22 protein-coding genes are annotated in these 22352 nt (G+C 60.5%); 4 read left to right on the top strand and 18 right to left on the bottom strand.

Going from position 1 to position 22352, the window contains the following annotated elements; translation table 11 throughout:
• Position 1: 1 nt before the first annotated feature.
• Genes IM304_RS11125 through IM304_RS11115 form a run of 3 tightly spaced genes read right to left on the bottom strand, consistent with a single transcriptional unit; the run spans position 2 to position 2408 of the window.
• Entirely contained in the window at positions 2-1261 is a 1260-nt protein-coding gene (locus IM304_RS11125) for an NAD(P)/FAD-dependent oxidoreductase (RefSeq protein ID WP_193356490.1), read from the bottom strand.
• A complete protein-coding gene (locus tag IM304_RS11120) occupies positions 1258-1977 on the bottom strand; it encodes an SDR family NAD(P)-dependent oxidoreductase (RefSeq protein WP_176610399.1) in 720 nt (239 codons plus the stop codon). The genes IM304_RS11125 and IM304_RS11120 overlap by 4 nt, the downstream gene beginning before the upstream one ends.
• Positions 1974-2408 (bottom strand): nuclear transport factor 2 family protein, encoded by a 435-nt coding sequence (locus IM304_RS11115; protein ID WP_193356491.1) that lies wholly within the window; start codon positions 2406-2408, stop codon positions 1974-1976. The genes IM304_RS11120 and IM304_RS11115 overlap by 4 nt, the downstream gene beginning before the upstream one ends.
• Before the next feature lie 259 nt (positions 2409-2667).
• Between IM304_RS11115 and IM304_RS11110 the strand changes: the two genes are divergently transcribed.
• Together IM304_RS11110 and IM304_RS11105 are read left to right on the top strand one after the other, a co-directional pair.
• Complete coding sequence (locus IM304_RS11110) at positions 2668-2865, top strand: hypothetical protein (protein ID WP_022648035.1); 198 nt, start codon at positions 2668-2670, stop codon at positions 2863-2865.
• A 1-nt stretch (position 2866) separates the two neighbouring features.
• Positions 2867-3619, top strand: a complete 753-nt coding sequence (locus IM304_RS11105) for a hypothetical protein (protein ID WP_148419449.1) — start codon at positions 2867-2869, stop codon at positions 3617-3619.
• Positions 3620-3676: 57 nt separating this feature from the next.
• On the opposite strand, the gene IM304_RS11100 is transcribed toward IM304_RS11105, so the two are convergent.
• The gene (locus IM304_RS11100; protein ID WP_193356492.1) at positions 3677-5653 is read right to left on the bottom strand and encodes an alkyl/aryl-sulfatase; all 1977 of its coding nucleotides are present in this window, start codon (positions 5651-5653) and stop codon (positions 3677-3679) included.
• Between the two features lie 203 nt (positions 5654-5856).
• Between IM304_RS11100 and IM304_RS11095 the strand changes: the two genes are divergently transcribed.
• Positions 5857-6492 carry a helix-turn-helix domain-containing protein gene (locus tag IM304_RS11095; RefSeq protein WP_148419447.1) on the top strand — a complete coding sequence of 212 codons (636 nt, stop codon included), beginning with the start codon at positions 5857-5859 and terminating at the stop codon, positions 6490-6492.
• Between the two features lie 44 nt (positions 6493-6536).
• Here IM304_RS11095 and IM304_RS11090 read toward each other — a convergent pair whose 3' ends face one another.
• From IM304_RS11090 to paaA, 14 genes are all read right to left on the bottom strand, one after another.
• Complete coding sequence (locus IM304_RS11090) at positions 6537-8534, bottom strand: choline BCCT transporter BetT (RefSeq protein ID WP_193356493.1); 1998 nt, start codon at positions 8532-8534, stop codon at positions 6537-6539.
• A gap of 182 nt (positions 8535-8716) precedes the next feature.
• Complete coding sequence (gene paaY, locus IM304_RS11085; protein ID WP_193356494.1) at positions 8717-9322, bottom strand: phenylacetic acid degradation protein PaaY; 606 nt, start codon at positions 9320-9322, stop codon at positions 8717-8719.
• A 9-nt stretch (positions 9323-9331) separates the two neighbouring features.
• The gene (paaX, locus tag IM304_RS11080) at positions 9332-10267 is read right to left on the bottom strand and encodes a phenylacetic acid degradation operon negative regulatory protein PaaX (protein ID WP_193356495.1); all 936 of its coding nucleotides are present in this window, start codon (positions 10265-10267) and stop codon (positions 9332-9334) included.
• Positions 10268-10400: 133 nt separating this feature from the next.
• Positions 10401-11717, bottom strand: coding sequence for a phenylacetate--CoA ligase PaaK (gene paaK / locus IM304_RS11075; RefSeq protein ID WP_148419443.1), 1317 nt, complete (start codon positions 11715-11717; stop codon positions 10401-10403).
• 26 nt (positions 11718-11743) lie between these two features.
• Positions 11744-12949: a 3-oxoadipyl-CoA thiolase gene (gene pcaF, locus IM304_RS11070; protein WP_193356496.1), complete on the bottom strand. Its 1206-nt coding sequence runs from the start codon at positions 12947-12949 to the stop codon at positions 11744-11746.
• Positions 12949-13371 carry a hydroxyphenylacetyl-CoA thioesterase PaaI gene (gene paaI, locus IM304_RS11065; protein ID WP_148419441.1) on the bottom strand — a complete coding sequence of 141 codons (423 nt, stop codon included), beginning with the start codon at positions 13369-13371 and terminating at the stop codon, positions 12949-12951. Before paaI ends, pcaF begins: the two co-directional genes overlap by 1 nt.
• Positions 13361-14788, bottom strand: coding sequence for a 3-hydroxyacyl-CoA dehydrogenase PaaH (paaH, locus tag IM304_RS11060; protein ID WP_193356497.1), 1428 nt, complete (start codon positions 14786-14788; stop codon positions 13361-13363). The genes paaI and paaH overlap by 11 nt, the downstream gene beginning before the upstream one ends.
• A 1-nt stretch (position 14789) precedes the next feature.
• The gene (gene paaG / locus IM304_RS11055; protein WP_193356498.1) at positions 14790-15575 is read right to left on the bottom strand and encodes a 2-(1,2-epoxy-1,2-dihydrophenyl)acetyl-CoA isomerase PaaG; all 786 of its coding nucleotides are present in this window, start codon (positions 15573-15575) and stop codon (positions 14790-14792) included.
• 2 nt (positions 15576-15577) lie between these two features.
• Positions 15578-16345: a 2,3-dehydroadipyl-CoA hydratase PaaF gene (gene paaF, locus IM304_RS11050; protein WP_176610411.1), complete on the bottom strand. Its 768-nt coding sequence runs from the start codon at positions 16343-16345 to the stop codon at positions 15578-15580.
• Positions 16342-17412: a 1,2-phenylacetyl-CoA epoxidase subunit PaaE gene (gene paaE, locus IM304_RS11045; RefSeq protein ID WP_193356499.1), complete on the bottom strand. Its 1071-nt coding sequence runs from the start codon at positions 17410-17412 to the stop codon at positions 16342-16344. Before paaE ends, paaF begins: the two co-directional genes overlap by 4 nt.
• A 7-nt stretch (positions 17413-17419) precedes the next feature.
• The gene (gene paaD / locus IM304_RS11040) at positions 17420-17917 is read right to left on the bottom strand and encodes a 1,2-phenylacetyl-CoA epoxidase subunit PaaD (RefSeq protein ID WP_193356500.1); all 498 of its coding nucleotides are present in this window, start codon (positions 17915-17917) and stop codon (positions 17420-17422) included.
• 11 nt (positions 17918-17928) lie between these two features.
• Positions 17929-18675, bottom strand: coding sequence for a 1,2-phenylacetyl-CoA epoxidase subunit PaaC (gene paaC / locus IM304_RS11035; protein ID WP_193356501.1), 747 nt, complete (start codon positions 18673-18675; stop codon positions 17929-17931).
• Between the two features lie 8 nt (positions 18676-18683).
• Complete coding sequence (gene paaB / locus IM304_RS11030) at positions 18684-18971, bottom strand: 1,2-phenylacetyl-CoA epoxidase subunit PaaB (protein ID WP_003857353.1); 288 nt, start codon at positions 18969-18971, stop codon at positions 18684-18686.
• A gap of 12 nt (positions 18972-18983) precedes the next feature.
• A complete protein-coding gene (gene paaA / locus IM304_RS11025) occupies positions 18984-19913 on the bottom strand; it encodes a 1,2-phenylacetyl-CoA epoxidase subunit PaaA (RefSeq protein WP_176610415.1) in 930 nt (309 codons plus the stop codon).
• Positions 19914-20198: 285 nt separating this feature from the next.
• Here paaA and paaZ point away from each other — a divergent pair, with 285 nt between their 5' ends.
• On the top strand, positions 20199-22244 hold the full coding sequence (gene paaZ / locus IM304_RS11020; protein ID WP_193356502.1) for a phenylacetic acid degradation bifunctional protein PaaZ: 2046 nt from the start codon (positions 20199-20201) through the stop codon (positions 22242-22244).
• Positions 22245-22352: the final 108 nt, after the last annotated feature.

Raw genomic sequence — 22352 nt, 5'->3', positions numbered from 1 at the left:
CTCACCCGCCCTCCCCGGCCGCGATGGCGTTCACCACGTCCAGCGCGCTGCGCACGCCGTCTTCGTGGAAGCCGTTGTACCAGTAGGCGCCGCAGAACCAGCTCCGCTGGCGGCCGTTTATCTCGCCGCGCCGGGCCTGGGCATGCCAGCTTTTCGGGTTAAACAGCGGATGTTCGTAGACGAAGCGGCGCAGCACAAAGCGCTCTTCCACCGGCGTTTCCGGGTTAAGGGTGACGCAAAACAGCGGGCTACCGGCGGGCAGCCCCTGCAAAATATTCATGTTGTAGGTGACGCAGGCGCTGGCCCGATCCTGTTCGCTCAGGCGATAGTTCCAGCTGGCCCACGCGCGCTCGCGCACCGGCAGCCAGCGCGGATCGCTGTGAAGCACCACCTCGTTGCGCTGCCAGCCGATATCCCCCAGCACCTCGCGTTCAGCCTGGGTTGGGCTGGCAAGCATCGCCAGCGCCTGGGCGGAGTGGCAGGCAAAAATCACCTGGTCAAAGGCGCATGTTTCCCCCTCCAGCTCAACCTCGACGCCCCGATCGTGGCGAATAACCCGCTGGACCGGCGCGTTGAGGCGCAGCGTCAGGCGGTTGCCGAGCCTGTCCATCATCGCGCGGATATACTCTCTGGAGCCGCCCGGCACCACGTACCACTGCGGACGATGGGTGATGTCCAGCAGACCGTGGTTTTCGAAAAAGCGTAAAAAGAGCGGCAGCGGGAAGCGCTTCATCTCCTGTAATGACGAGGACCAGATAGCCGCCCCCATCGGCAGAATGTAGTGGCGCGCGAAAAACGGCGTAAAGCGGTGCTGGCTCAGAAACGTTTCCAGGGTGGCGGACGCATCCACGTCGGCCTGGAGCGCCCGTTTCGCCAGCCGGTTGAAGCGCACAATCTCCCTCAGCAGCATCCAGAAGCCGGGGTTCACCAGGTTACGGCGCTGGGCGAACAGCGACGTCAGGGCGTGGCCGTTATACTCCAGCCCGCTCTGCGGATTGTGCACCGAAAAGCTCATCTGCGTTTTTTGCCCGCTGATGCCCAGCTCGCTGAGCAGCCCCATAAAGCGCGGATAGGTGCGGTCGTTGTAGACAATAAATCCGGTGTCGATGGCGTACCTGCCCTGCGGGGTGTCGACGTCCACCGTCGCGGTATGGCCGCCCGGGGTGGCCTGCGCTTCAAACAGCGTGACCTGATGATGCCCGGCGAGGCGCCAGGCGCAGGTGAGGCCGGCGATGCCGCTGCCGATAATCGCAATCTTCATGATCTCACCATCCTGCGCAGCAGCGCGCGCTGAACAACGTCAGGCAGCCCGGCGAGCAGCCGCAGCGCCAGGCTAAACCCGGCGGGAAACGCGATACTCTCTTTTCCCTTCGCCAGCCCGCGGCGGATGGCGGCGACGGCCTCCTCCACGCTTACCCGACCCGGCATCGGAAAATCGTTTTTACGGGTCAGCGGCGTGTCAACGAAACCGGGTGAAACGACCGTGACGGCAATCCCTTTTGGCTCCCAGTCGAGACGCAGCGTGTCGGCAAACCAGGTTAGCGCCGCCTTGGAAGCGCCATAGGCTTCGGCTCGCGGGAAGTGCAGCCAGTGCGCCATCGAACTGACCAGCACCACGCGGTTTCCGGCCACCAGCTGCGGCTGCAGCGCCGCGAGGCAGTTCACCGGCCCCATGAAATTGGTGGTCATCACCCGCTCCACCAGCTCCGCGTCCACCACGCCACGATCGAGATATTCGCAGGTGCCGGCGCACAGAATCACCACGTCGGCGGCACAGTCCGCCAGCGCCTGGCGACAGGCGTCCCTGTCCGTCATATCGAACTGGCGCACCGTGACGTTGGGGCTGTGCTGATGCAGGGAGGCCAGACGTTGGGCATCGCGCCCGCAGGCAATCACCCGGTAGCCGTCGCTGGCGAAGGAGGCGGCCAGCCCCGCGCCAATGCCCGAGCTTGCGCCGGTAATCAGCACCGTTTTCACGATCTCACCCTCCGCTTAACGCCGCGCACGGCCCAGCCAAGCACCGGAAGATGCTCATAGATCATCTCTCCGGCATCGTAATAATCACGCTGGCGAATAATGCGTTCGTCCAGCATGTCCACCACGGAGCATCCCGGCAGCTGCAGCACGGCTCCCCGGGCGATACGCGGATGCGACCAGTGCATAACCCAGGTCACAACAAAGCGATCCCCCTGCTGCAGCGGCGCATCGACGGTGAAGCGGCACTGCTGGACGTTAGCCAGCAGATGAGTGAAGTAACGCTCAAGCGCGAACAGCCCGCTGTGTTCGCCAAAGGGATCGATAAGGGTGGCATCGGAACGATAAATTTCCGCCAGCGCGGAAGGTGGCTGGGTGTCCAGCGCGGCGTAGTAATCAACAAACCGACTGATGACGGACGGTAACGTGCTCATGGGTCACATCCTGGCTGTAAACAACGTAGCGATATCGCATAAATTAAACTTACACAATTAACGTTATTTGTCCAAGTTTGTGCAGATATATTTTTTATATCTGTTTTATTTCAGAAACTTAAAGAGACACTCCGCATTGCACTTTTGACTCAAAAGTGGACTGGCGCCGCCGCGCCGTTATTTTTTTAGGGATAACCTTAAGGCAAATGTTGCTTTTATCTTCCAGACTTATCCTTTTAATTCATAAGGATGTCACGCGATGAAAAATTTACTGATGGCGCTCTTTTCCAGCCCGGAATCTTTATTGCAGGTCATGAGTCACCAGGAAATTATCGAAGCCGTCGAGGATGGCGACCGCATCATTATCGATCAGGATGGAAACGCCTCGGTTAACTACAAGAGCAACGAGGTACGGCAGGACTTTCTGCGCCATGTCAACGCGCTAAAGAGGGCCTGAAATGGGAACGGCAATATTTATGGTTCTGATGGTGTGCGGCTATTGGTACACCAGCCGCGATCTCTCTACACGGTTCAAAATTAAGCGTTCATTCGGCTGGGATGTCTATTTTCTGGTTGCGCTGTATGGCTGCATTTTCGTCCTGCAGGGGGTGATCGCCACCGGCCTTCTCTGGCTGCTGCTGTTCGCCCTCTCCGCCGCCGACAACACGTTCCATTTTACGTCCGCTAAATACGCCGACTGGCAAATTGACTTCATGAACTGGAGCTTTTTAGGTATACAGGCGCCGGTGGTGGTGATGCTTACCTTTGCGATCCTGTTTTGCCTCTACCGCTCGAACTGGGCAGGCAGCGCGCGGCTGGACGGCGAAGGCCGGAAAAAGCTCTACAAGCGGCTCGCGCAGTCGAGCGGGATCGAACAGTTGCTCTACCAGTGCATGGAAGAAGGTGAACTGGCGCACGTCACGCTGAAATCGCGGCGGATTTATATTGGCATGATCCACACCGCAACCCTGGAATATGAAAAAACGGCCAACATCGTGCTTATTCCCATGCTGAGCGGCTATCGTGACGGGAAAAATATGCAGCTGTGCATTGAGCACAACTACAGCAGGTGGTACGCCGAGCATGACGTTACGCTGGATTCAGACCCAAAAAGCGCAATGGATTTTCGGAAGGTGATCATGCTGGACCAGATTGAGAGTATTTCGTTATTCGATCCGGCGAGCGCCAGCGCGCTGGCGATGCGTGAGTAAAAAAATGGCGCCTTATTGCAGATAAGGCGCCATCGTCAGGACGGGAGAAATGCCGGGTTACGGCGTTACAATATTGAACCAGAAGTCAAACTTGTCCATGTAGCTCAGCATCTCTTCTAGCTTCGCGCCGTTCCCGCTCACCTTCACCTCACCGCTGTCCATCGCCTGCTTCAGCGACGCTTCTTTCAGGATGATCTTGTTCAGCGTGGCGCGATCGAGCGTGATGGTGGCATCGGCATCCTTCGCCTGGGCATTGGCGGTATGGTTCAGCACGCCGTTTTCCAGCTCCAGCTTGTATTTGCCGCCATCTTTGCCGAGATCGACATTAAAGACCGCTTTCGCGTTACCGGCCCGCACGCCGTTGATGTGCACGCCCAGATAGTCGAAGAACATCTCCGGCGTCATCGCGCGCACCGTATCCGGGCTGGCGGTGTTTGGCGTTGGCAGCTTTTTAACGCCGTTACGCAGCTCCTGCGCGCCGGTCAGATAGAAGTTACGCCAGGTGCCCGCTTCGGCCTGGTAGCCCAGCTGCTCCAGCGCGTCGGCTTCGAGGTTGCGCGCGGCCTGGTTGTTTGGGTCGGCAAATACCACTTTGCTGACCACCTGCGCCACCCAGCGGTAATTGCCCTGCTGATAATCAGCTTTGGCCTTCTGCATGATGGCATCAGCGCCGCCCATGTACTGCACGAACTTCTTCGCAGCCTGTTCAGGCGGCAGCTCGTCGAGGGTAGCCGGGTTGCCGTCGAACCAGCCGAGATAAAACACGTAGGTGGCCTTAACGTCGTGGCTGACGGAGCCGTAATAGCCCCGGCTGGCCCACTGTTTCTCCAGCGATTCCGGCAGCTTAAATTCGGCGGCAATCTCATCGCGGGTCAGGCCCTTATTGGCCATACGCAGGGTCTGGTCGTTGATGTAGCGGTACATATCGCGCTGGCCTTTCATCAGCCTGACGATATTCTCGTTGCCCCAGGTCGGCCAGTGGTGCTGGGCTATAATCACTTCCGCGTCCGCGCCCCAGCGCTCAATGGCGGCGTTAATGTACTTAGACCAGGCCAGCGGATCGCGGATTTTCGCCCCGCGCAGGGAGTAGGTATTGTGCAGGGTGTGGGTCACATCCTCTGCCGCTTCGATCATTTTCTTCTCTTTGACGTACCACAGCATCTCCGACGGCGCCTCAGAGCCCGGGGCCATCATAAAGTCATAGGTCAGGCCGTCGATCGTTTCCTGCTGCCCTGTATGGGTAATGTAGTTGGTTGGTGGGATCAGGGTTACCGTACCTGCTGAGGTGGTCGTCCCAAGCCCCGCCCCAACCTGACCCTTCGCGTCCGGCTTAAGCAGGTTGCCGTACATGTAGCTCGCGCGGCGGCTCATCGCGTTCCCGGCCATGATGTTCTCGGAAACGGCTTCTTTCATAAAGCCATCCGGCGCGTAAATCTTCACCTTACCGGACTTCACGTCAGCTTCGTCAACCACGCCGCGCAGGCCGCCATAATGGTCAACGTGGCTGTGGGTGATCACCACCGCCACCACCGGCTTTTTGCCACGGTTAGCGTAGTAGAGATCGAGCGCTTCCTTCGCCGGCTCGGCGCTTAGCAGCGGGTCGATAACGGTGATCCCCTTCTCGCCTTCGATGATGGTCATGTTGGAGAGATCGAGGTTGCGGATCTGATACACGCCGTCGGTCACCTTAAACAGGCCGCCGATGTTAATCAGCTGCGACTGGCGCCACAGGCTCGGGTTTACCGTGTCCGGAGCTTTGTCACCCTCCTTCACGAAATCATATTTCGCGGGATCCCAGATAACGTTTCCTTTCTCCCCTTTGATCATGTTCTGCGGTAACGGGGCGATAAATCCTTTATGCGCGTTTTCAAAATCAGTCTTATCGGCAAACGGCAGCGTGTTATACAGGGCGTTATTCGCCTCGCGGGTAACGGGCGTGGCATTCTGCGGCTGCGCTTCAGCCCAGGCAGAAAGCGAAAGCGATGTGAATACACCGGCCAGCGCCAGCTGCTTCGCGATTATCGTTAATTTCATTAAATGGCCTCATAGATTATTAGCACCGCCTGCGATATTTACTGCTGGCGGATAATTTTAATGCGAACTCATTGCAGACCATTCTAATCAGAATACTTTCCCATGATAGTCCCATATGGGACTGGTATAAGGTTATCTCGTCATCCGGACGCTACTGCTGCTATACTCGCTACGAAGACAGACGTTGCGAAACGAGGCCTGGCGTGAATTTTCAGGATATACATACCTATTATCAGCAGCTCAATATTGGGGGCTTTTTTCCCCAAATCCTTTCCACGGGAGAAGCGTTAACCGTTGGCGCAAATAAAAAGCTAACCGTCGAACCTGGCTATATTTATTTCTGTACCGAAGGTTCACTGACGATATTAATGCCGGAAGATGGTTTGAATATTGGCAATACTATTGAATATATGCCGATAGGGCTTATGGAACGGTATTGCCCGTTAGCGAAGTTTGAATATCGCAGCAGCGCGAAGGTTAAGCTGGTAAAAATTCCCTGTGCCGATTTCGATCGGCTATTTTTGCACGGCGGGCCAGAGCGCGTTCAGGAGCTGGCCACCATTCTGACCTTCATGTCGATTTTTACTATCGATCTGCATAACGAACGCAGGCAGGTCACCAGCTACCAGACCATCAAGCCGATGCTGTATCGCTATCTCTACCGGCAGAATACCCACACGGGCGAGAATGAGGGCCTGGCGCTGTTTATCATCAAGCGCACTAACCTGTCGAGAACCCACGTGTTTCGCGTGCTGGCGGATCTTAAAGCCGGGGGCTATATCACCATGAAGCGCGGAAAGCTGGTGTCGATCGACAGGCCGCTGCCGGAAGACTATTAGCGTACCCTGAAGCAAATGCCTCAGGGCATGCTCATGCTGGCCGATTAACGCACCAGGTGCAGGAAGTGCAGATGTTTTTCGTACTGGTCCAGAATATCGTTAATTAACTGCTCCTGGTTCCAGCCCATGACATCGTAATTTTGCCCGCCTTCCTTGAGGTAGATTTCTGCCCGGTAGTACCGGTGTTGCTCCGCCTGGTTTTCATCGTTGTCCATCGCCGCCAGCGCGAAGGTTGGGGAGTTATAGCCGCGCAGCCTGACTTCATAAATAAAGTTCAGCTCGTTGCCTAAATCCACCTCAAGACGAATACGCTCGTCAGACGCGTCGCTGATGTGGCTTTGCGTTCCCTGCTTATTCAGCTCCTCCTGAACCAGCACCATGGCCGGCCTGATCACCTCTTCCATAAAGCGCTTCACCAGAGAGCGCTTAGGCAGGTAGGCGATGTTGCGCAGACGTCGCTGCCACGGAATGGGGTTGCGGGCCGCCGTCGGCGCGATAGTGGCCATGCTCAGGCTCTCGCGCTTGGTCAAATCGCGTCGGAGCGCCTTCAGCAGGCCATAGATCGACACCAGCAGGATCATCGAGAACGGTAGCGCGCTGGCGATGGTCACGGTTTGCAGCGCGCTCAGTCCACCCGCGAGCAGCAGCGCGATTGCCACAACGCCCATCAGCGCGGCCCAGAAGATGCGCTGCCAGACGGGGGTATTGGCCTCGCCGCCGGACGCGAGGGTATCCACCACCATCGCCCCGGAGTCAGCGGAGGTCACAAAGAAGACGATGACCATCGCCATGGCGATAAATGACAGCACCGACGAGAACGGGAAATGCTCAAGGAAATTAAACAGCGCCAGCGCCACGTCCTGCTGGACGGTATTTGCCAGATCGGACGCCCCCTTATTCATGATGAGGTAAATGGCGCTGTTGCCGAAAACCGTCATCCACATCAGGGTAAAGCCTGCCGGGACGAACAGCACGCCGGTGACAAACTCGCGGATGGTTCTGCCGCGGGACACGCGGGCGATGAACATCCCGACAAACGGCGACCACGACAGCCACCAGCCCCAGTACAGCAGCGTCCAGCCCCCCAGCCAGTTGCTGGACTTCGGTTCATAGGCGTACAGGTTAAACGTTTTGCTCACCAGCTCGGACAGGTAGCCGCCGGTATTTTCCACAAACGATTTCAGCAGCAGCACGGTTGGCCCGAGGCACAGCACCAGCACCAGCAGCAGCACCGCCAGCCCCAGGTTTAGCTCAGATAAAATACGAATGCCTTTATCCAGGCCGGATACCACGGAAACGGTCGCCAGCCCGGTAATCAGGACGATCAGGATCACCTGCACGGTATCGTTGATGGGCACGCCAAACAGGTGGTTCAGCCCGGCATTGACCTGCAATACGCCATAGCCTAACGAGGTCGCCACGCCGAATACGGTGCCGATCACCGCGAAGATATCCACCGCATGGCCTATCGGGCCGTAAATACGGTCGCCGATAATCGGATACAGCGCCGAACGAAGCGTCAAGGGCAGGCCGTGGCGGTAGCTGAAGAACGCCAGAATCAACGCAACGATGGCGTAGATAGCCCAGGCGTGCAGCCCCCAGTGGAAGAATGTCAGCCGCATGGCCTCTTTGGCCGCAGCAACCGTTTCAGGCGTCCCCACCGGCGGAGAAAGATAGTGCATCACCGGTTCCGCCACGCCGAAGAACATGAGGCCGATCCCCATCCCCGCCGAGAACAGCATCGCGAACCAGGAGTGGTAGCTGAAGTCAGGCTGGGAGTGGTCGGGCCCGAGTTTAATATCGCCGTAGCGGGAAAGGCCGAGGAACGTCACGCTCATCAAAATCAGCGCGACGGCAAGAATGTAAAACCAGCTGGCGTTGGTGAATATTTGCTGTTGCAGTAACTTAAAGTTTTTATCGGCAACGTCGGGGAAAATCGCGGCAAAGGCGACAAGAAGGAAAATTAACAAAGCAGATGTGTAAAATACCGCTTTGTTAATCTGGCTTTTGGACTGCTTTTGGATAGTGTCGTTTTCACTCATATAGTGTCTTCCATAAACGCATTGACCGCTCTGAATGAGAGGCATGATCTGCGTCAGGGTAACAAAATACCTGTGTGAATGCAGGTCAGATTCGTTCAAATATACACTATCCCGCTGCGGGATTATTTATCGCGCGTTAGCTCTTCCTCATGCCGGTGTATTATCACGTACGCGAGAAAGGGTTAATTATCCCGGCCTGACGACTTTGGCCGTAAATTCTCATCGAAAACCAGCCGCCGGCGTCCGGGCTCCTCTTCGCGCAGCGGCTCAACCTGATGCAGGGTTCGCTTGCAGCGTTCCACCAGCACCTGATACTCCCGCGTGCCCTGCTTTTTCCACTCCATCTCCTGGGCGCTCAGCTCACGGATGGCCTTTGCCGGGCTGCCGATAATCAGATGATTAGCGGGCATCTCCGCTTTAGCCTTCACAAACGCCGCTGCGCCGACGATGCTGTTTTCCCCAATTGTCGCCCCGTCCATGACCACCGCATTCATCCCCACCAGCGCGTTGCGGCGGATGATACAGCCGTGAAGAATGGCGCTATGGCCGATATGCCCGTCCTCTTCCACCACGGTGTCCTGCTCCGGGAACCCGTGCATCACGCAGTTATCCTGAATGTTGGCGCCATCCTTCACCACGATACGGCCAAAATCACCGCGCAGGCTGGCGTTGGGGCCAACGTAAACGCCTTTACCGAGGATCACGTCGCCGATCAGCACCGCCGTCGGATGAACGTAGCTCTCTTCAGGCACCACCGGCGTCAGGCCATCAATTTGATAAACGGGCATAGCATCTCCTTACTTGATATTCAGACCACCAAAGCGCTGGTGATAAAGCGTGCCGGGTGCGGGCAGTTGGCCCACCGAGGTTTCCCCCTTCTCGCTGACGAACGCCAGAGCGCCCGCCGCCACGCGCTGGTAAATATTGATGCACAGCTGCCGCGCGCTTTGCCCCGCCCAGTGCGCGGGCAGTAGCTCCTCGGGCAACAGCGGATCCTTTAGCACCACGCGACGATAAAAATGAATCAGCAGCAGCTGGATCTGGAAGCAGCGCTCCGGGGTCAGATCCTCCGGCGATGCTTCCTTCAGCAGCGGCAGCAGCGGACGAAACGAGTCGATAAACGTCTCGTACATCGCGTTTTGTTCGGTAAGCTGCCAGCACTCCTCCACGCGCGATCGCAATGCCGCGCGCGACAGGGCCAGCGGCGAATGGGCCTCAAAGAAGATGACGTTTTCCGCCACGCCCGCGTCGTGCAGCAGGGACTGCACGTCCGCCAGGTTCTGCGACGGCGAGGCCATCAGGCTCGGCGCCAGCGTGCCGAATCCCTGCCAGATAAGCTGTTTTTTCACGTCCGCGAGGGTGGTTTTATCCAGCCCCTCAGAGAGCAGCAGCAGCCATTTACCGTCCCACGCCGGCAGCTCCGCGCGATAAATTTTGTTCTCCGCGCGCCGCGTCAGGCGTAACCCCTTGTCGCTGAGGCGGTAAAAGCTGCGTCGTCCAATGCGCGACACGTCCAGCCAGCCCTCTTTATTGAGGCGGAACAGCGCGGTGCGCACAAAGCGTTCGCCGAATCCCATCCCCTCCAGCAGGGCCGCCAGGCTGCCGAGCCAGATCTCGCCCCCGCGATGGGAAAGCGCATCACCGTAGAGGGAAGCGATAAGCGAGGTCCCGCTGATGGGAACGGAGCTGACCGCGTGCTGGATAAAGGCGTCAAGTTTATTCATATGATTCATTCTGTTGTGATTTTTTTCCTGGATGAATCATAGCATAGGAATCTGGGATCGACCCTCACCCTAACCCACTCCCACAGGGAGAGGGAACGTAGTACACCCTCTCCCTGTGGGAGAGGGCTGGGGTGAGGGAAATTCAACCGTTGGCGGCCACTTTACGCAAATCAAACACCCTGCAGGCTTTACCCTCCGAGCGGGGAATGCTGCCGCAGTTCACAATCATCACATCGGTTGAGATCCCCACCATAGACTTAATACGGTGGCGCAGCTGGTGGCAGACCTGACAGCGCTGCTCGTGCGTTAACGTTAAGCTGCTCTGCTTTAGCTCAACCTTCACCGAAAGTGAATCAAGATGCCCGCGACGGTTCACCTCCAGCTGATAGTGCGGCGAAAGGTGTTCAAACTTGACGATCTCTTCTTCCAGCTGTGACGGGAAGACGTTAACGCCGCGAATGATGAGCATGTCGTCGCTACGCCCGCTGATGCGGTCCATCCTGCGCATGGTGCGCGCGGTGCCCGGCAGCAGGCGCGTCAGATCGCGGGTGCGGTAGCGGATCACCGGCAGCGCCTCTTTGGTGAGCGTAGTGAACAGCAGTTCGCCCTGTTCGCCGTCGGCCAGCGGCGCGCCGTCATTCGGGTTGACGATCTCCGGGTAGAAGTGATCTTCCCAGATGGTCGGGCCGTCAGCGGTTTCGAGGCACTCCATCGCTACCCCCGGGCCCATCACTTCGGAGAGACCATAGATGTCCAGCGCGGTAATGCCCAGCCGTTTTTCAATTTCACGGCGCATCGCCTGCGTCCACGGCTCGGCGCCAAACACGCCGACGCGCAGGGAGCAGGCGCTGGCGTCACCGCCCATCTGGCGCTCCAGCTCTTCGATCAGATTCAGGCAGTAGGACGGCGTAACCATGATCATGTCCGGCTGGAAATCGCGGATCAGCTGCGCCTGCTTCTCCGTCTGGCCGCCGGACATCGGGATCACCGTCGCCCCCAGACGCTCGGCACCGTAGTGCGCGCCCAGCCCGCCGGTAAACAGCCCGTAACCGTAGGCCACGTGAATTTTATCCTTCGCGCTGCCCCCGGCGGCGCGCAGGGAGCGGGCGACGATATTGGCCCAGTTGTCGATGTCATTTTGGGTATAGCCCACCACGGTCGGCTTCCCGGTGGTGCCGGACGAGGCGTGGATGCGCACCACCTGCTCCATCGGCACCGCAAAGGTATCGAACGGGTAGTTGTCGCGCAGATCCTGCTTGGTGGTGCACGGGAATTTTTGCAGGTCCGCCAGCTCGTTAAAATCGTCAGGGTGAACGCCCGCCGCGTCAAACTTGCGTTTGTACATCGGAACGTTGCTGTAGGCGTGGTTCAGCGTCCACTTCAGGCGCGCGGTCTGCAGGGCCTGTAATTCATCAACGGACGCGGTTTCGATCGGGTCAAGCTTTGTTGTATTTATCATCGCAGGGTACTCACATTATTGTTCGCTCAAACACGCTCAAGGATCATGGCAATGCCCTGACCCACACCGATGCACATCGTACACAGCGCGTAGCGCCCGCCGCGTCGGTGCAATTCATTGCCTGCGGCCAGCGCCAGTCTGGCACCGCTCATGCCCAGCGGGTGGCCCAGCGCGATCGCCCCGCCGTTCGGGTTGACGTGCTCAGCGTCATCCGGCAGGCCCAGCTGGCGCAGCACGCCCAGCGCCTGTGCGGCAAAGGCTTCGTTAAGCTCAATGACGTCCATATCGGCGATACTGAGCCCGGCGCGCTCCAGCACCCTGCGGGTGGCGGGAACCGGGCCCAGCCCCATCAGACGCGGCTCTACCCCCGCGGTTGCCATTGCCACAACGCGGGTGCGCGGGGTTAATCCCTGGGCCAGCGCCATCTGCTCGCTGGCGACAATCAGCGCCGCCGCGCCGTCGTTCACGCCGGACGCGTTCCCCGCCGTAATCACGCCGTTCTTACGAAACGGGGTTTTCAGCGCGGCCAGCTGTTCAAGCGTGGTCTCCGCGCGCGGATGCTCATCCTCCGCCACCTCCGTCACCGCCCCTTTTTTTCCCGGCACCTGAACCGGCACAATCTCCTGCGCCAGAACGCCGTTCTGCTGAGCCCGCGCGGTGCGCTGCTGGCTGCGCAGGGCAAACGCGTCCTGATCGGCACGGCTGATATTTAACAATTCAGCTACATTCTCTGCCGTTTCCGGCATGCTGTCAGTTCCGTATTGCTGATGCATGAGCGGATTCACAAATCGCCAGCCGATGGTGGTGTCGAAGATTTCCGCCTGACGCTGGAACGCCGCCGTGGCCTTGCCCATCACGAAAGGCGCGCGGGACATGGACTCCACGCCGCCGGCGATCAGCAAATCGCCCTCTCCGGCCTTGACGGCGCGCGCCGCAAAGCCAAGCGCGTCCAGGCCTGAACCGCACAGACGGTTAATGGTGGTGGCGGAAACCGCGTGCGGGAGCCCGGCGAGCAGCGCCGACATGCGCGCCACGTTGCGGTTATCTTCCCCGGCCTGATTCGCGCAGCCGAAGATCAGGTCATCTATCCGCTCGAGGTCAAGCTGCGGGTAGCGCGCCAGCAGCGCGCGCAGCGGCACGGCGCCTAAATCATCAGCGCGCACGCCCGACAGGCTGCCGCCGTATCGACCGATCGGGGTACGAACACCATCACAAATAAATGCGTCACGCATCAGGCTTCTCCTGTCACACTGCCGCCGGTGCGGTGGGATTTTCCGCGAAAGAGAGCGACGGTTTTCTGTTGTTGGTTTTGAATTTCAATGTCGTAAACGCCGGTCAGCCTGCCCTGATGCTTTACCCGCGCGGTGGCGGTGAGCTTATCCCCGGCGAAGCCCGGACGCAGAAAGTCGATGGAGCAGCCAGAGGCCACCGCCGCCAGCCCCTGGCTGTTGCAGGCGTAGGCAAAGGCGGTATCGGCCAGCGAGAACAGCTGGCCGCCGTGGCAGGTCTGATGGCCGTTGAGCATCTGCGGCGTGATGGTCATCGTGACCACCGCATAGCCTTCGTCCATTTCGATAATGTCGATGCCAAGCGCCCGGGCGCAGGCGTCCCGTTCATACATGGCACGGGCGTTGTGCCAGGCGTTATGACTCATGGCTACTCTCCAGAAGCGCGCGCTGGCGCAGCAGTGAACAGGGGCGATAGCGTTCTTCGCCGTAGTGACGTTGCAGGTTCTCCAGCAGCGCTAACAGACGCTGCCAGCCAAGACGCTCGCCCCAGGCAATCGGGCCGCAGGGGTAGTTCACCCCTAAGCGCATGGCGGTATCGATGTCTTTTTCGCTGGCAACCCCTTTTTGCAGCGCGTCCAGCGCTTCGTTGGCAATCATCGCCACCGTGCGCCAGACCAGCAGGCCGGGGTAATCGGCAATCTGCACCACCCGCTTCCCCTGGTGCTGCAACCAGTGAATCGCCTTCTGCGTGGCGGAGTGCGGGTTGCCAGACGCTGCGGCAATCACGGCAACGTCGCGCTCGATGCGGTCCACCACCACGACCGGCCGACCGTGGCGCAGCGCCAGGGACTGGGCGGTTTCACCCTGCGTTTCAATCAGCAGCAGCTCGTCGATTTCCGTGACACCGTCACTTCTTCGCTGGGCGCGCATCGGGCTGAAGCTGTCGCTAACCGGCGCGAGCCAGCTGACGGCAGGCTTTTCTTCCTGCCAGCGGTAGACACCCTGCCCGCTTTTTTTGCCCAGACGCCCGGCAAGCACCAGCTCCTGCTGCACCAGCGACGGCAGAAACCGGCGCTCCTGCCAGAAGGCGTTAAACACGGAGCAGGTCACCGCAAAGTTGACGTCCTGGCCAATCATGTCCGTCAGCTCGAGCGGCCCCATCGGGAAGCCACCGCCCTCCCGCAGGGCGGCGTCAATCACCTCCGGCGCCGCCACCTGCTCTTCCAGCGCGCGCCACGCTTCGGAATAGAAAGGACGCGCCACGCGGTTGACGATAAAACCCGGCGTGGACTGGCAGCGTACCGGCTGTTTTCCCCAGTTCAGCGCCAGCTCGCAGAGGGTATCTGCCACTTCCGCCGAGGTTGCCAGCCCGCTGACCACCTCCACCAGCTTCATTACCGGCGCGGGGTTAAAGAAGTGCAGCCCGGCGACGCGCTCGGGATGGCTAACCTCCGCCGCAATGGCGGTAACGGATATGGATGAGGTGTTGCTGGCGAGCAGCGCCTGCGGCGGACAGACCTCTGCCAGCTGGCTAAACAGCGCTTTTTTCACCTCCAGACGCTCAGAGGCCGCCTCGATCACCAGATCGGCCTGCGCCAGGGCATTGATGTTCGTCACCGGGGTCAGGCGGGCCAGGATTTGCTCCCCGGCTTCGGCAGAGAGTTTTCCGCGCGAAACGCGAGAGGACAGGCGCTGGCGAATGCCGTCAATGGCGCGGGAGATGGCCGAAGCGTCAATGTCGTACACCAGCACCGGATGACCGTGGCTGGCCGCCACCTCGGCAATCCCGGCACCCATGGTGCCGCTGCCGATCACGGCGACCGTGTGAATGTTCGTCGCCATCTTATTTCCCCGTAAAGCGCGGAGCGCGTTTCGCCAGGAAAGCGCTGACGCCCTCCCGGTAGTCGTCGCTGCGTCCGGCAAGCCGTTGGTAATCCCGCTCAAGATCGAGCTGAGCGTCCAGCGTGTTGGTTTCCGCGGCGTTAATCGCCTGCTTGATCAGCCCCAGCCCGAACGTGGGCTGCGAGGCGAAATGCAGCGCCATCTGCTGCGCGGTAGCGGAGAGCTGCTCGTCGTCCACCACCTGCCAGATCATTCCCCAGTCCTGCGCCTGCTCGGCGCTGAGCTTATCCCCCAGCAGAGCCAGCCCCATGGCGCGGGCGCGTCCGGCAACGCGCGGCAGGAACCAGGTGCCGCCGCAGTCCGGCACCAGCCCGAGCCTGCTGAAGGCCATCACGAAGGTGGCCGAGCGGGCGGCGATCGCCATGTCGCAGCCGAGCGCCAGCGTCGCACCGGCCCCTGCCGCCACGCCGTTCACCGCACATATCACCGGCTTCGGCAGCTTTGCCAGGCGGCGCACCAGCGGGTTGTAAAAGGTTTCAACGGACATGCCCAGATCGGGCGCGGGGCCGTTCGGATCAACGTTACGGTCGTTAAGATCCTGCCCGGCGCAAAAGCCGCGCCCGGCGCCGGTAATCAGCAGGCAGCGGATGGCGTCATCGCGCTCAGCCTGCTTCAGGCACTCGGATAGCTGCTGGTGCATTGCGTCGTTAAAGCTGTTCAGGCGCTCGGGGCGGTTCAGCGTAATGGTCATTACGCCCTGCTCTACATGGCTCAGAATAAATTCCACAGTTAGCGTCCTTTAAAGTCTGGGGTGCGTTTTTGTAAGAAGGCAGCGATACCTTCACGGCGATCGTCGGTGGCCGCGAGCAGCGTGAACAGCTGACGCTCCTGCGCGAGCCCGGCCTGGAGCGGCACCTCCTGCGACTGGCGCAGCGCCTGCTTCGCCGCCTGCAGCGCCAGCGGCGAGTGTCGCGCCATCAGCGCCGCCTGCTTCAGGGCGTACTCCAGCGTCAGCGAGGCCGGGAAGACGTCGCTGACCAGCCCGGCACTATGCGCCTGAACCGCTGTGATGCTTTCGCCCGTCAGCACCATTTTGCTGGCCAGCGATTTACCCACGCAGCGGATCAGCCGCTGGGTGCCGCCCGCGCCCGGCATGATGCCCAGGGAAATCTCCGGCAGGCCAAAGCGGGCGTTATCGCCGGCAATCACCACGTCGCACAGCAGCGCCAGCTCGCAGCCGGCGCCCAGCGCGAAGCCGTTGACGGCGGCGATCAGCGGCTTGTTGAAGGCGTTAATCCGCGCCCACAGCTGGGGACGGATATCGTTCAGGGTGGCGGGCAGGTCTTTTTCAGCCATTTCGTTGAGGTCTGCCCCGGCCGCAAAGCAGCGTTCGCTGCCGTAAATCACGCAGGCAGAAATTTCCGCGTCCGCGGCGGCGGCCTCGAGCTGCCCGGCTAGCAGCGTCAGCAGCGCATTGTTGAGCGCGTTGCGCGCCGCCGGACGGTTGAGCGTTAGCTGCATCACGCGGCCATGGCGGGTGACAATCAGTTCGTTCATGCCATCCCCTTCGCGTCAAAATCGACAATAACGTCGGCGGTCAGCGGCAGCGCCTGACAGCTCAGGACGTAGCCTGCCGCCAGCTCGTCCGGCTCCAGGCTGTAGTTGGTAGCCATATCGACTTTCCCGCGCAGCACTTTGCATTTGCAGGTGGCGCACACGCCGCCCTTGCAGGCGTACGGCAGATCCGCCCCCTGACGCAGGGCCGCGTCCAGGATGCTCTCGTCGTCCGCCGTCAGGGTGATTTCCCGGTCGCGCCCGTCCTGGCGGACGGTCACCTTCTGCCCCTCGGCCTGCACGCCGTGCGTTCGCTTCGCGACGGTGCCCGGCGTGTTAAAGCGCTCCAGGTGAATCGCTTTTTCCGGCATGCCCAGCGCTTTCAGCGCCGCCTCGGCGTCGTCCATCATCGCCGACGGGCCGCAGATGAAGGCTTCGTCGTACTGGCGGAAGTTAATCAGGGTTTTTGCCAGCGCCTGGAGCTTTTCGCCGTCAATGCGACCATGCAGCAGATCGCTGTCGAGGGTCTCTTGGCTGAAGATGGACACCAGCTGCAAACGCTGCGGGTACTTATCCTTCAGGTCCGCCAGCGCCCGGCGGAACATCATGCTCTGGCTGCTGCGGTTGCCGTAAATCAGGGTGAAATGGCTGTGTGGTTCCGTAGCAAGGGTCGCGGAGAGAATGGCCAGCATCGGGGTGATCCCGGATCCGGCGGCAATCGCCAGATAGTGGCCTTCCCGTTCGGCCTGCGGCTGGTAGCCGAAATGCCCCTGGGGAACCATCACCTCCAGCGCCATGCCCTGTTTGATCGCATCCCGGGCATAGCGGGAAAAGCGCCCGCCCTCGATGGCCTTCACCGCCACGCTAATTTCTCCCGGCGCGGTGCTGCGGCAGATGGAGTAGCAGCGGCGCAGTTCTTCATCCCCGAGCCGGGCTTTCAGGGTCAGATGCTGGCCGGGGCGGAAGCGGTACGCCTCCTGCAGCGCCTGCGGCACCGCGAAGGTAATGGTTACCGCGTCGCGGGTTTCGGGTTCTACTTTTGCCACTGTTAATGAATGAAACGTTGTCATGGCGGCCTCAAATACATTTGAAATAGTCGAACGGCTCACGGCAGGTATTGCAGCGGTAGAGCGCCTTGCAGGCCGTGGATCCAAATTCACTGATAAGCGAGGTATCGGTGCTCGCGCAGCGCGGGCAGCTCACCTCAGCCGGCGCGTGTGCGTGACAGCTGTGGCCCACGGGCGGGCTGATGCCGTATGCCCGCAGGCGCTCGCGCGCGTCGGCGGTCATCCAGTCGGTGGTCCAGGCCGGTTCAAGCTGGAGCACGATATGCACCGGGGTAAAGCCGCTTGCGGTCATTGCCTCGCGGATCGCCCCCAGCAGGTGCTCCGTTGCCGGGCAGCCCGAATAGGTTGGCGTAAAGCCGATGACCCAGCCCTCACCCTGCGCCTTGACGCTGCGCACCATGCCTAAATCGGTGATGGTAAGAACCGGCACTTCCGGGTCGGGGATCTGGCTTAACAGCGCCCAGATCTGCGGGATTTGCGCCGGGGTGACGTCCACGAGGCGTTGCATAGCGTGCTCCTTTACCACTGCTGCCCGGGGTAGGCGCGCTGGAGATACTGCATCTCTGCCAGCATCGGCCCCAGATGTTCGGTATGAAGGCCCTTCTTGCCTCCCGTGCGATACGCCACTTCCTCTGGCACGCTGAGCTGAGCTTCCGCCAGACCGGCAAACACCTCGCTCTCCCACGGTTCACGCAGGGTGCGAGGGTCAACCGCCACGCCGGAATCAATCAGCGCCAGCTCGACGTCGTCGGCGTCGAACAGCTCGGCCGTAAAGCGCCACAGGCCGTTCACCGCCTGCTGCATTTTTTGCGCGGAGGTTTCCGTGCCGTCGCCCAGGCGCACCAGCCAGCCGCGGCTGAAGCGCAGGTGATAGCGCGCCTCCTTAATGGCTTTAGCCGCGATGGCGGCAAGCTGGCCGTCGCTGCTGCGGATCAGCCGCTCGTACAGCGCCACGTTCCAGGCGTCCATCAGGTACTGGCGGGCGATGGTGTCGGCAAAGCTGCCGTTTGGCTGTTCCACCAGCAGCACGTTGCGGAACTGACGCTCATCGCGCCCAAACGCCAGCGCGTCTTCATCGCCCTGGCCTTCCAGCCCGGCGGCGTACGTCAGGAAGTTGCGCGCCTGGCCGAGCAGATCGAGGCCAATGTTGGCGAGCGCCAGGTCAATTTCCAGCTCCGGCGCGTGGCCGCACCAGGCGCCCAGACGCTGAGAAAGCACCAGACCATTGTCGCCCAGGCGCAGGGCATATGCGGATACGTTGTTCATCCCTAACCTCACATGTGCTCAATGCCATCGGGGATCGTGTAAAACGTCGGATGGCGGTAGACCTTGCTTTCCGCCGGGTCGAAGAACTCGCCGCTCTCTTCCGGCTGGGAGGCGACAATTTCACTCGCCTTCACCACCCAGATGGAGCAGCCTTCGCTGCGGCGGGTATAGGCGTCGCGCGCGTTTTCCAGCGCCATGCGGTCGTCGGCAGCGTGGAGGCTGCCTACATGACGGTGCGACAGCCCCTGCTTAGAACGGACGAAAACTTCGTATAACGGCCAGTAAACATTGCTCATGTTGGTTTCCTCTTATGCGGCCCGGCGAGCGCGCTGTTTTTCGGCGTGCGCCAGCGCGGCTTCGCGCACCCACGCGCCGTCGTCCCAGGCTTTACGTTTTGCGGCCAGACGTTCGTGGTTACAGATCCCGCGCCCGCTAATGACCTCGTCAAATTCCTGCCAGTCGATCTCGCCGAAGCGGTAGTGGCCGCTCTCCTCATCGAAGCGCAGGTCGGGATCCGGCACGGTCATCCCCAGCATCTCCACCTGAGGCACGGTGTTATCCACGAAACGCTGACGCAGCTCGTCGTTGCCAAAGCGCTTGATCTTCCAGGCCAGGCTGCGGGCGCTGTTGGGAGAGTTGTCGTCGTTTGGCCCAAACATCATCAGCGCCGGCCACCAGAAGCGGTTGATGGCGTCCTGCAGCATCTGACGCTGTTCTTCACTGCCCTGCGCCAGCGCCATGCAGGCTTCAAAGCCCTGACGCTGGTGAAAGCTCTCTTCTTTACAGATTTTCACCATCGCCCTGGCGTACGGGCCGTAGGACGTGCGGCACAGCGCCACCTGATTGACGATGGCAGCCCCGTCCACCAGCCAGCCGATGACGCCGATATCCGCCCAGCTCAGGGTCGGATAGTTGAAGATGGAGGAGTACTTCATCCTGCCGTCGAGCATCTTCTGGTAGATGTCTTCCCGGGCGCAGCCCAGCGTTTCCGCCGCGCTGTAGAGGTACAGGCCGTGTCCGGCTTCGTCCTGCACCTTCGCCAGCAGAATGGCTTTACGGCGCAGCGTCGGCGCGCGGGCAATCCAGTTGCCTTCCGGCAGCATGCCGACAATTTCGGAGTGGGCGTGCTGACCAATCTGGCGGATTAGCGTCTTGCGGTAGGCTTCCGGCATCCAGTCCTGCGGCTCGATGGCCGTCTCCTGCGCGATGCGTTGCTCAAAGCGTTGTTCTTGCGTCACATAACCACCTTTATGATTCGTTAGATCACCAAATGTAGCAAAATGGTGAATCATTTGGTTTCTTAAAAGTTACACAAAGGTTAAATACAACCCCAAGAAGCGTTTGCCTGTTTTGTGACGACGCTCGCAAGGCTTTTCGCTTAAGGCTTGCTACGCGGGGGTTTAGCATCAGGATCCCGGGTTACGCAGATCACATCGTTAACAATTCATTAAAACTCAGCTTGATTTTTATGATTCACGATCAAACTATTTATAGGTAAATCACGAAACACCTGGAGAGAAGAAATGCAGCAGTTAGCCAGCTTCTTGTCCGGCACCTGGCAGTCAGGCCGGGGCCGCGCGCGCACCATTACCCACGCCATCAGCGGCGAGACGCTATACGAAGTGACCAGCGAAGGGCTGGACATGGCGGCCGCCCGCCGTTACGCCATTGAACGCGGGGGTGAAGCGCTTCGCGCAATGAGCTTTATCGAGCGTGCCGCCATGCTGAAGGCGGTGGCTAAACACCTGCTGGGCCAGAAGGATCGGTTTTATGCGCTGTCAGCCCAGACCGGCGCGACGAAGGCCGACAGCTGGGTGGATATTGAGGGCGGCATCGGCACCCTCTTCACCTACGCGAGCCTCGGCAGCCGTGAGCTGCCGGACGATACCCTGTGGCCGGAAGATGAGCTCATCCCGCTGTCGAAGGAAGGCGGTTTTGCGGCCCGCCACGTCTTAACCTCAAAATCCGGCGTGGCGGTGCATATCAACGCCTTTAACTTCCCGTGCTGGGGGATGCTGGAAAAGCTCGCGCCTACCTGGCTTGCCGGGATGCCCGCCATCATCAAGCCGGCCACCGCCACCGCGCAGGTTACTCAGGCGATGGTGAAATCGATTGTCGAAAGCGGGCTGGTGCCGGACGGCGCCATCAGCCTGATCTGCGGCGGCGCGGGGGATCTGCTGAGCCAGCTCGACAGCCAGGACGTGGTGACGTTTACCGGCTCGGCCAGCACCGGCCAGAGCCTTCGCGTGCACCCGAATATCGTCGCGAACGCCATTCCGTTCACCATGGAAGCCGATTCCCTGAACTGCTGCGTGCTCGGTGAGGACGTGACCCCGGAGCAGCCGGAGTTTGCGCTGTTCATTCGTGAGGTAGTGCGCGAGATGACCGCCAAGGCCGGGCAAAAATGCACCGCCATCCGCCGCATCATCGTGCCGGAAGCGCAGGTTGAGGCCGTCTGCCAGGCGCTGATTGCGCGGCTGGAGAAGGTGGTTGTCGGCGATCCGTCGCAGGAAGGGGTGAAGATGGGCGCGCTGGTAAACGGCGAGCAGCGCGCCGACGTGCAGGAAAAAGTCGATAGCCTGATTGCCGCAGGCTGTCAGGTCCGCCTGGGCGGCAAAGCCGATTTGCAGGCGGCTGGCGCCTTCTTCCCACCCACCCTGCTGTTCTGCCCGCAGCCTGACGAAACCCCGGCCGTGCATTCCACCGAAGCCTTTGGCCCGGTCGCAACCCTGATGCCGTACCGCGATACCGAACACGCCATGCGGCTGGCGCGGGCGGGCGGCGGCAGCCTGGCGGGAACGCTGGTCACGGCAGATTCAAACGTGGCGCGGCAGTTTATTGCCGGAGCAGCACGCGCCCACGGGCGTATTCAGATCCTTAACGAGGAATCATCCAAAGAGTCAACCGGACACGGTTCCCCGCTGCCGCAGCTGGTGCACGGCGGTCCGGGACGTGCGGGCGGCGGCGAGGAGCTGGGCGGCCTGCGCGCGGTGAAGCACTACCTCCAGCGCACGGCCATTCAGGGCAGTCCGTCCATGCTGGCCGCCATTGGCAAGCAGTGGGTGCGTGGCGCAGAGGTACAGGAAGATCGGATCCATCCCTTCCGTAAATACTTCGAGGAGCTGCAGCCGGGTGACAGCCTGCTTACGCCGCGCCGTACCCTGACGGAAGCCGATATCGTCAATTTTGCCTGCCTGAGCGGCGACCACTTCTACGCCCATATGGACAAAATTGGCGCGGCGGAGTCGATTTTTGGCGAGCGCGTGGTGCACGGTTATTTCCTGATTTCTGCCGCAGCGGGGCTGTTTGTTGACGCCGGCGTCGGCCCGGTTATTGCCAACTACGGGATGGAAAACCTGCGCTTTATCGAGCCGGTCAAGCCGGGTGACACCATTCAGGTACGCCTGACCTGCAAACGTAAAACGCTGAAGAAGCAGCGCGCTGCCGATGAAAAGCCCACCGGCGTGGTGGAATGGGCGGTTGAGATTTTCAACCAGCATCAGCAGGCCGTGGCGCTCTACTCCATCCTGACGCTGGTGGCGCGCCAGCAGGGTGATTTCAACGGCTGATTTCCCATCACCCTAACCCTCTCACCACGGGCTGAGGGTTCCCCACAAAATAATGCCTGCACGGAGGACCCCCTCTCCCTTGAGGGAGAGGGCTGGGGTGAGGGGGAA

The organism is Enterobacter cloacae complex sp. P40C2 (assembly GCF_014930695.1).
Taxonomy (GTDB): Bacteria; Pseudomonadota; Gammaproteobacteria; order Enterobacterales; family Enterobacteriaceae; genus Enterobacter; species Enterobacter pasteurii.
Note: the sequence above shows the minus strand (reverse complement) of the source record. Positions and strands in the feature narration are given on the sequence as shown.